This is a genomic window from Shewanella sp. A22, assembly GCF_053850585.1.
Window position 1 is genome coordinate 1 of sequence record NZ_JBSQBN010000158.1, and the last position, 9,275, is coordinate 9,275.

Annotated in this window: 7 protein-coding genes; all 7 read left to right on the forward strand. The window is 41.8% G+C overall.

The features are described 5' to 3' along the window. Window positions 1-296 precede the first annotated feature (296 nt). The 7 genes from ACWXWT_RS18810 (at window position 297) to ACWXWT_RS18840 (ending at window position 8,888) form a co-directional block, all read left to right on the forward strand. Entirely contained in the window at window positions 297-1,952 is a 1,656-nt protein-coding gene (locus tag ACWXWT_RS18810) for an AMP-binding protein (RefSeq protein WP_456043106.1), read from the forward strand. Window positions 1,953-2,089: 137 nt separating this feature from the next. Then, on the forward strand, window positions 2,090-3,019 hold the full coding sequence (locus tag ACWXWT_RS18815) for a calcium/sodium antiporter (RefSeq protein ID WP_456043107.1): 930 nt from the start codon (window positions 2,090-2,092) through the stop codon (window positions 3,017-3,019). A 183-nt stretch (window positions 3,020-3,202) separates the two neighbouring features. Beyond that, on the forward strand, window positions 3,203-3,883 hold the full coding sequence (locus tag ACWXWT_RS18820; RefSeq protein ID WP_456043108.1) for a hypothetical protein: 681 nt from the start codon (window positions 3,203-3,205) through the stop codon (window positions 3,881-3,883). A 65-nt stretch (window positions 3,884-3,948) separates the two neighbouring features. Beyond that, window positions 3,949-5,043: a sensor histidine kinase gene (locus ACWXWT_RS18825; protein ID WP_456043109.1), complete on the forward strand. Its 1,095-nt coding sequence runs from the start codon at window positions 3,949-3,951 to the stop codon at window positions 5,041-5,043. Next, window positions 5,040-5,648 carry a response regulator transcription factor gene (locus tag ACWXWT_RS18830; RefSeq protein ID WP_456043110.1) on the forward strand — a complete coding sequence of 203 codons (609 nt, stop codon included), beginning with the start codon at window positions 5,040-5,042 and terminating at the stop codon, window positions 5,646-5,648. Before ACWXWT_RS18825 ends, ACWXWT_RS18830 begins: the two co-directional genes overlap by 4 nt. 139 nt (window positions 5,649-5,787) lie before the next feature. Continuing rightward, on the forward strand, window positions 5,788-7,863 hold the full coding sequence (gene recG / locus ACWXWT_RS18835; RefSeq protein WP_456043111.1) for an ATP-dependent DNA helicase RecG: 2,076 nt from the start codon (window positions 5,788-5,790) through the stop codon (window positions 7,861-7,863). Between the two features lie 137 nt (window positions 7,864-8,000). Beyond that, window positions 8,001-8,888 carry a DUF3014 domain-containing protein gene (locus ACWXWT_RS18840; protein WP_456043112.1) on the forward strand — a complete coding sequence of 296 codons (888 nt, stop codon included), beginning with the start codon at window positions 8,001-8,003 and terminating at the stop codon, window positions 8,886-8,888. Window positions 8,889-9,275 lie beyond the last annotated feature (387 nt).

A 9,275-nucleotide genomic window follows, 5' to 3' on the forward strand; every position in this document is an offset into this window, starting at 1 on the left:
GTCAGATGCTGGAGGTAGAGTAACGCAGGAGCTTGTTACCGAGGATCACTATTCGCTTCAATCATCTGCCTTGCCTACAGCACTTTGAACTCCCGCTGAAAGATCACATATTTAATAGGATTGGTATGACTCAACATCTATTGTTTATTCAGCCAATTCTGCTAACTTACCCATAATGTTACCTTGCGCACATACAGCGCAATAGTTTGCGCCAGTGCACAAAAATGGCCATACTAAGTTTATGTAATATGATCGATACAAGACCCACAATAACAATAATGAACATGGAAGCGTCTATGGAAAATTTAATTAAAACTCCTGTTGAGATGTTGTCTCACTGGGTTGATACTCAGGGTGACAAAGTTTACCTACGCCAGCCAATTAACGGTAAGTATGTGGATTTCACCTGGCGTGAAGTTCAACAGAAAATGTACCAAATTGCGGGTTCTCTGCGTCATTTAGGCCTAGAACCCGGCGATAAAGTGGCCGTATTATCTAAAAACTGTGCTGAGTGGTTTATTGTCGATTTAGCGTTAATGTATGGTGGTTACATTAGTGTGCCAATTTATCCAACCGCGAATGCCGAAACCATTCGTTATATACTCGAACATAGTCGTGCCAAAGCCATTTTTACTGGCAAGCTCGATCATTGGGCAGAGCAAGAACTCGCGGTGGGCGGTGATATTCTTCGTTTAGCCATGCCTTATGACACTATGCCAGCGCAATATCATTGGCAGCAATTGTTATCAATGGGTAAGCCACTTGTAGACCAACAGCTGCCTACAACAGATCAAATCATGACGCTTATTTATACTTCAGGTTCAACTGGTAAACCTAAAGGTGCAATACAAACCTTTACCAGTTATGGCTGGGCATGCGAAGCCGTTATTCGTGACTTACAAACCAATACGACAGATAGGTTGTTATCTTACTTGCCGCTTGCACATATTACTGAACGCGTGGCCATTGAAGGTTCGTCATACTACTCTGGTGCTACCGTATCTTTTGTAGAAGGCCTAGACTCATTTGTAGATGATATTCAACGTTGTCGTCCAACGGTGTTTTTCTCGGTACCGCGCTTATGGACAGTATTCCAATTAAATATCATCAATAAAATTGGTGAGAAAAAACTCAAAACATTACTCAAACTCCCTATTATTAGCAGTATTGTTAAACGTAAAATTAAAAAAGGCTTAGGTTTAGATCAATCTCGTTTGAACGGTTCAGGCTCTGCGCCTATCCCACCATCATTACTAGAATGGTATAACAGCATCGGCATTGATATTTGCGAAGCGTGGGGAATGACAGAAAACAGCGCTTACTCCATTATTAATTACCCTTTCAATGCACAAAAAATTGGTTCTGTAGGCCGCCCAGTTGAAGGCTGCTTAGTTCGCCAAACAGAACAAGGTGAGTTGTTGGTGAAAAGCCCTGGCTTAATGAAAGGCTATTACTTACAAGAAGAAGCCACCGCGGCAGCATTTACTGAAGATGGATTTTTTCATACTGGTGATTTATGTGAAATTGACGAAGACGGTTATATCGGTATAACTGGTCGTGTTAAAGACAATTTTAAAACTTCAAAAGGTAAATATGTCGCCCCTGTACCTATTGAACGTAGGCTGGCTCAAGACTCTCACGTAGAGTTAATTTGCGTTATTGGGTCTGGTTTACCACATCCCGTGGCGTTAGTGCAGCTGTCAGAAAGTTCAAAGTTACAGCCACGAGAAGAAGTCAGAACATCATTAAAAGAGACTCTCGACAATGTTAATCCGCATCTTGAATCACATGAACATGTTGATGCCATTATCGTCGTTAATGATGAATGGACGATCGAAAACGACGCATTAACGCCAACGTTAAAAATTAAACGTCACGTACTGGAAAAAGCCTTCAACAACAAAGTAGACGGCGTTCGCGGCGCCAAAGTTCGTTGGGAAGACGAATTATAACAAGTTACTTTCATTTCTTTTTTATCCCCAAAAATACACGCTAATAGCGTGTATTTTTTTGACATATTCTGTCAATATACGCGCAATTTAATTAGCGGCTCTACTTTAGTGCAGCTTAAAATCAAGGTAGATACATCATGTTAATTGCATTATCGATAATTGGTGGTTTTATGATTTTAACTTTTGGTGCCGAGGCATTAGTGCGCGGAGCCAGTGCCGTAGCGCTGCGATTAGGCATTGCACCACTTATCATTGGGTTAACTATTGTCGCATTTGGTACAAGTGCACCAGAATTGGCTGTCAGTGTTAAATCAGCTTTGGCAGGCAATCCCGGTATAGCCTTAGGCAACGTCGTCGGATCAAATATTGTTAACATTGGATTAATTTTGGCTATCACCGCCCTTATTCGCCCTATTACAGTGCAATCTCAAATGGTTAAACGCGACATCCCGATTATGATTGCGGCATCGATTTTAGTATGGTTTTTACTGCTCGATGGTGAAGTGAGTTTTATTGATGGCGCGATTTTATTCAGTCTGCTCTTAGGTTATCTTGGTTTTAGTTATATCAGTTCTAAAAATAAGCCAGAAGAATTAAACATCGATGCAAAACCACAAAACCCATTATTTTCAATTACTCTCATTACCCTTGGCATTGGTATGTTAGTTAGTGGTGGCATTTTATTTGTTAACGGTGCGGTTGATTTAGCGAAACAATTTGGCATTAGCGAAGTCATCATCGGCTTAACCATTGTGGCTATTGGCACCAGCATGCCAGAACTTGTCACCTCGGTTATGGCCGCACTTAAAGGTCAAAGTGACATTGCTATTGGTAACGTTGTGGGTTCCAATATTTTCAATGTACTGGGTATTTTGGGCGCTACGGCATTAATCCACCCTGTTTCCGCAGCTGGATTTAACGAAATCGATTTTATCGCCATGCTGATTTTTGCATTCATGGTATTACCGTTTGCTTGGAGTGGTTTACGAATTGGTCGTCGTGAAGGTGCGGTGTTACTCACGGGTTACCTTGGTTACACCTGTTACTTAGTGATGCAAGTGGTTTAATCTTTTCGTCTTTCTTTCCTTTTTGTATTAACAAGACCGAATAGCACTCGGTCTTGAATACAAAGTACATGACATTTGTCACCCTATTTTGATGACCTTTGTGTCTGATAATCAATCGTGTGCTTCTCCATACTAAGCCTATCCCAACAACATCCGATTGGGGAAACGTAAATGGAGATAGCCATGAAAACCTTACTATTGATCACCAGCTTAACCTTAGTCAGCCAAAACTGCTTTGCTGATATCAGCGACATTGATGCTGCAGCAAACACCATGAACATCACTGAACTCAGACAATACAGTGAACAGGCTACTGATTATGAAAAAGCCTATGCTGATTATCGTCTTGCCATTACAGCTAATATCATGGGCCAACGTCAACTTGCGATAAATTCATTAAATGATGCCCAGCAAACTCTCAATACAATGTTAAGCCAGAACACTTCCGCTGACTCGCAAGCTTTATTAGCAGCAGTATATGGGACGCAAATCGCTTTCGATAATAGCAAGGGGGTAGAATATGGCATGAAAACCACTCAGCTATTACAACAGGCCAGTGAACTGGAACCCAACAATCCTCGAGTCAGTCTTGTTAGAGCCATTAATGCATTTTATACCCCAAGTACATTTGGTGGTGGGCTGGATAAGGCACAAACATTAGCAAGCCAAGCGATTGCTCAATATGACCTGCCCTGTGACGCTATTTGTTGGGGACACGCAGAAGCTTACACATGGAGAGGTTTAGCTAAACAAGAACAAGGTGACTTAAGCGGTGCAATGCAAGACTGGCAAGCGGCATTGAATGTTGACCCTCAATATGGTTGGGCAAAATTTCTAGTCAACCTACAGGCTGTTAAACAGTAATGTCGATTGCTTTTTTCTTGAGTTAACGCGCAGTTACTCTATGATTAACTGCGCAGGGAGGCACAATGACATCTTGTTTATCATCTAATTATGAAAAAAGTTATGAACAAAAAACTGCTTGGGTTTACCTTATAAACTTAGGCTTTTACTTTATTCCATTATATTTTATGGCCGGTCAATGGTTAAAGATTTCCATTGCTATAGCATTATTAGTGCCATTTATTATTAGTTATTTCTGGGCCTATAACAGCCCAAAAGAGCACGTTCTTAAACCCATTGTATTAATGGTTGTTACTGCAATAACGTCGTCATTCTTCAGCAGCGGAGCAATATCTCTATTCAGTTTTTGTTGCTTCTTTATTGGTTTGTTTTATTCACTTCGTACTGCAATATTGAGTTTTCTCGTACTGAGTATTTTGCTGTTCGTGATCGATATCATTATGGATTACCCAAGCTACTTTTTTACTTTTTATGGCATGGGAATTTGTTTAGGGGTGGGAGTGTTTGGTGTCATAGAACAAAACCGCCAACGAATAAAACGCCAGCAACAACAATCGAAAGATGAAATCGCCAATTTAGCCACCGCATTAGAGCGCGAGCGGATTGGCCGCGATTTACACGATGTTATGGGTCACCATTTAGCCGCAATCGCATTAAAAGCAGAACTGGCAGACAAGTTTATTGCCTCAGGCAAAATTGACCTAGCACAGCAGCAAATCCATCAAGTCAGTGTGATAACTCGAGACTGTTTAAGTCAAATTCGTCACACTGTATCCAACTATAAACATCAAGGGTTAACGCATACCTTAAACACCTTAGCCAACACGTTAAGAGACAATGCGATTGCCGTCAGCATAGAAGGCACATTCCCTAAACTCAGTGAACTTATGGAATCTCAAATCAGCTTACTGTTAACTGAGTTGATTAATAACACTATCAAACACAGCCAAGCAACGCATTGCACCCTGCATATTGAAGCAAGCCAAGGTTGGCTCAAACTCAATTTTATCGAGAATGCACCAGTTAAAGCTATCTCTGAAGGCAACGGTTTAACAGGCATTCAAGAGCGAATCACATTACTACATGGCATCATAAACTACCAATTAATCCCTCATTATAAAGTGAGTATCCAATTACCATTAAGTGAGCCCGTTCAATGAAAATTCTATTAGCCGAAGATCAAGCCATGGTAAGAGGCGCCCTCGCCGCTTTACTCACGCTAGCCTATGATACTTTGAACAACATTGAGATTGTCGAAGTCGAAGATGGCGATAAAGCGATGCAGCAACTTAAAACGAGTTCTTTTGACTTATTACTTACCGACATTGAAATGCCAGGAAAAACAGGTTTGGAACTGAGTCAGTGGTTACAGCAACAACACAGCCAGACCAAAGTGATTATTCTGACCACCTTCGGCCGAGCAGGATACATCAAACGAGCATTAGAATATGGTGTTGGTGGTTTTTTATTAAAAGATGCGCCATCAGATGACCTCATCAATGCTATAAAACAAGTAATGGCAGGAAAACGGGTTATCGATCCTGAGCTGGCCTTTAACGCCATTGGTGAAATTGATCCATTGAATGACAAAGAAAGGCGCGCCTTGCGCTTGGCGAGCGAAGGCTTATCAACCAGCGATATTGCGAGCCAATTATTTATCGCTGAAGGCACTGTGCGTAACTATTTATCCGAAGCCATAAGTAAACTCAATGCCAGCAACCGAATTGACGCGGCAAGAATAGCCAAACAAAAGGGCTGGTTGTAATTAGTGGCTTAATATTGCCTTGTATTAAAAGTCTGCTAAGATAGCCTAAACATCTGTATATAATTACAGTGATTTTAATTGATAGCCTGAAATCACTATGATTTTTACATCTTCGATAACCCATTTAGGTGCGTACAATTTGCTACGACTGGATCTTGTTCCGATCACCAACCTTAAAGGCGTAGCTAAAAAGGTTGCGGAAAAACTGGCTAAGTTAGGTATAGAAACAGTACAAGATGTACTGTTTCATTTACCGCTGCGTTATGAAGACCGCACACAAATCCATCCAATTGCCACATTACCCCCTGGTAGTTATGGCACCATCGAAGCGGAAATTCAATCGACTCAAATAATCCAAGGTCGGCGGCGCATGTTAGTGTGTAATGTTCGCGATCACAGCGGAATCATGAGCCTGCGATTTTTTAATTTTTCGATGGCACAACGCAACGCCATGGAAAATGGAGCAAGCATTCGAGCTTACGGTGAGATCCGCCGTGGAAATAATCATAAAGAAATTGTACACCCTGAGTATCAAATTATTCATCCAGGTGAATCGGTCACATTAAGCGACACATTAACCCCTATTTACCCAACCACAGAAGGCGTTAAGCAAACCAGTTGGATAAAATTGACAGAGCAAGCCCTAGCAATGTTAGACCAAGGTGGCTTACCTGAGTTACTGCCAAGTGCATTGCAACCCAATAATATTAGCCTGCATGATGCGCTGCATATTTTGCATCGCCCCCATAGTTCGGTGTCACCCTTTGAATTAGAACAAGGCCAACATCCAGCACAACAAAGGTTGATACAAGAAGAACTGCTGGCTCATAATTTAAGCATGTTGCAACTTCGCCAGCGCAGTAATCAAGATGCCGCAGCACCAATGCCTGCTACAGGGCAATTATTAAGCCCTTTTTTAGCACAACTGCCGTTTAAGCCAACGGGAGCACAACAACGAGTTGTCGCAGAAATCAGCCAAGACATACAACACCCAACCCCAATGATGCGCTTAGTTCAAGGTGACGTAGGTTCCGGAAAAACTCTGGTAGCAGCATTGGCAGCATTACAAGCAATTGAAAACGGATACCAAGTGGCCATGATGGCACCAACTGAATTATTGGCTGAACAACACGCCGCTAATTTTGCCACATGGTTTGAACCACTTGGTCTAAAAGTCGGCTGGCTGGCAGGTAAACTAAAAGGCAAAGCCAGAGCCCAATCGCTCGAAAATATAGCCTCTGGTGCTGCTCACATGGTCATCGGTACTCATGCGATATTTCAACAAGCGGTCGTGTTTAACAAACTGGCATTAATCATTATCGACGAACAACATCGTTTTGGTGTTCATCAACGCCTAGGATTACGTGAAAAAGGCGTTAGCCAAGGGTTTCATCCACACCAGTTAATCATGACGGCCACGCCGATTCCACGTACTTTAGCCATGACAGCTTACGCAGATTTAGATACCTCAGTTATTGATGAGCTTCCACCTGGGCGAACACCTGTCACCACGGTTGCGATTGCCGATAGTCGCCGCGAACAAGTGATTGAACGCGTCAAACAAGCAGCATTGCATGATAATCGTCAAGCATATTGGGTATGTACCTTAATTGAAGAATCAGAGGTACTTGAATGCCAAGCGGCAGAAGACACGGCAGCTGAACTCACTAGCGCCCTTCCCGAACTGAAAATAGGTTTAGTTCACGGCAGAATGAAAAGTGCCGAAAAACAGGCGATTATGGCACAGTTTAAAGCGGGTGAATTGAACCTATTAGTAGCGACTACCGTCATCGAGGTGGGTGTAGACGTACCTAATGCCAGCTTAATGATTATCGAAAACCCTGAACGATTAGGTCTCGCACAGTTACACCAATTAAGAGGCCGAGTGGGTCGAGGGGCTGTAGCCAGCCACTGCGTATTACTTTACAAAGCACCATTGTCACCAACGGCGACAAAACGTTTAGGGGTGCTGCGAAACAGTAACGATGGTTTTGTTATTGCACAAAAAGATTTAGAAATTAGAGGACCAGGTGAGGTACTAGGCACTAAACAAACCGGTTTAGCCGATTTAAAAATTGCCGATCTTATTCGTGATCAGCATTTAATTGCGCCAACTCAAAAATTAGCCTCTCACGTTAACCAACAAGTACCTCAAAACGTCGATGCAATTATTCAACGCTGGATAGGAGATAAACAACAATATGTCCAAGCATAAAATAAATCGTAATATATTGTTCATTATCATCAGTTATCACTAGACAAGTCTGCCGAATATTGCAGAATGGATGCAGCAGAATTTTTCGACTCCACCAAGATATTTGTATCGATTAGCAATAACCCCAAGGAATTGAAATGCAAGTTAATGAAGAAGACCGAATTACCCCGCAATCCTCTGAAAAAACAGGATCTAACGTGCTGTTAATCGCTATCGCGGTCATCGCCCTGTTAGGTGCAAGCAGTTATTTCTATTTTACCAGTGATGACACTGAAGAATATGAACCTGTTGTTATCGCACCGGTTGAACTACCAGAATCAATCCCAGAGACGCCAATAGAGCAACCCCCTATTGAAGAACCTCATAACATAACCACTACAACGGATGATGTTGTGCCCATTGGCGAACCAGAAACATCGGCTGAAACCACCGTCGTAGAGCCACTACCTGCATTAGCTGAGTCTGACGATTTTGTTGAAGCAAAAACATTGGCCATTGCTAACGGTATGAAAATTGCGCCGATGATCTTGAAAAAAGACATTGCTCGCCAATTTGTTGTCTTTATCGATAACCTCGCCCAAGGCGATATTGTGCGCAAAGCTAGTCCATTAAAAGGCCCTGACACTCCATTCACAGTAAGTGACATTACCAATAAAACGTATCTTAATCCTGATGGTTATCATCGGTATGATTTATATGCGAATTTTATAGCTGGTTTGAGTGATAAGGATTTAATCGCAACTTACATTGAATTAAAACCCTTATTTGCCGAAGCTTTTACTGAGCTCGGATACAGTGATATCGACTTTGATAAACGCATGCAACAAGCTTTTAGCATGATCGCAAGCGCGCCCATTATTGAAGACCCGATTGAGTTATCATCAATCAGTGTTAACTATCAATATGTTGACCCAAACCTTGAAGCATTACCCGATGCACAGAAATTACTTATCCGCATGGGGCCAGAGAACACTCGAAAAATCAAAGCTGCAGTCAAGAAATTACAACAAGGCTTTGCAAATTAGTGCGTTGATATGCCAAAAAAGCTAGTTTAAAACAGTTAGCGCGACGATAACCGTCGCGCTTTTTTATGTAATGCCCAGTTTTTTAAATAACCCTCAATTGTTGACCTTTTTCATTCACATGACTTCGGACTTCACTTTGCAAAACCTACTACATTACGAGTAACAACTTTGCCTTTGGTGGTGTTAATACTTTATTGATTTTTAACGTTGGCGTTATACCAATCTCATTAAATATCTGGTCAGTTCAGAGTCTCTCAGTTTTTTTCAATTCAAGGCACATTGATGTAGAAATGGTTGTTGCCTTTTAAATCGATGTAACACAGAAATGGAATACCTGAGAGACTCCATTCTGGCGGGTTTCAAAGTCCTTTATGCTTCGTTAGATGC

What these genes read in the sequence shown, in the direction of transcription:
- ACWXWT_RS18810 (WP_456043106.1), top strand. Translation starts at nt 297, where the DNA reads ATGGAAAATTTAATTAAAACTCCTGTTGAGATGTTGTCTCACTGGGTT.
- ACWXWT_RS18815 (WP_456043107.1), top strand. Translation starts at nt 2,090, where the DNA reads ATGTTAATTGCATTATCGATAATTGGTGGTTTTATGATTTTAACTTTT.
- ACWXWT_RS18820 (WP_456043108.1), top strand. Translation starts at nt 3,203, where the DNA reads ATGAAAACCTTACTATTGATCACCAGCTTAACCTTAGTCAGCCAAAAC.
- ACWXWT_RS18825 (WP_456043109.1), top strand. Translation starts at nt 3,949, where the DNA reads ATGACATCTTGTTTATCATCTAATTATGAAAAAAGTTATGAACAAAAA.
- ACWXWT_RS18830 (WP_456043110.1), top strand. Translation starts at nt 5,040, where the DNA reads ATGAAAATTCTATTAGCCGAAGATCAAGCCATGGTAAGAGGCGCCCTC.
- ACWXWT_RS18840 (WP_456043112.1), top strand. Translation starts at nt 8,001, where the DNA reads ATGCAAGTTAATGAAGAAGACCGAATTACCCCGCAATCCTCTGAAAAA.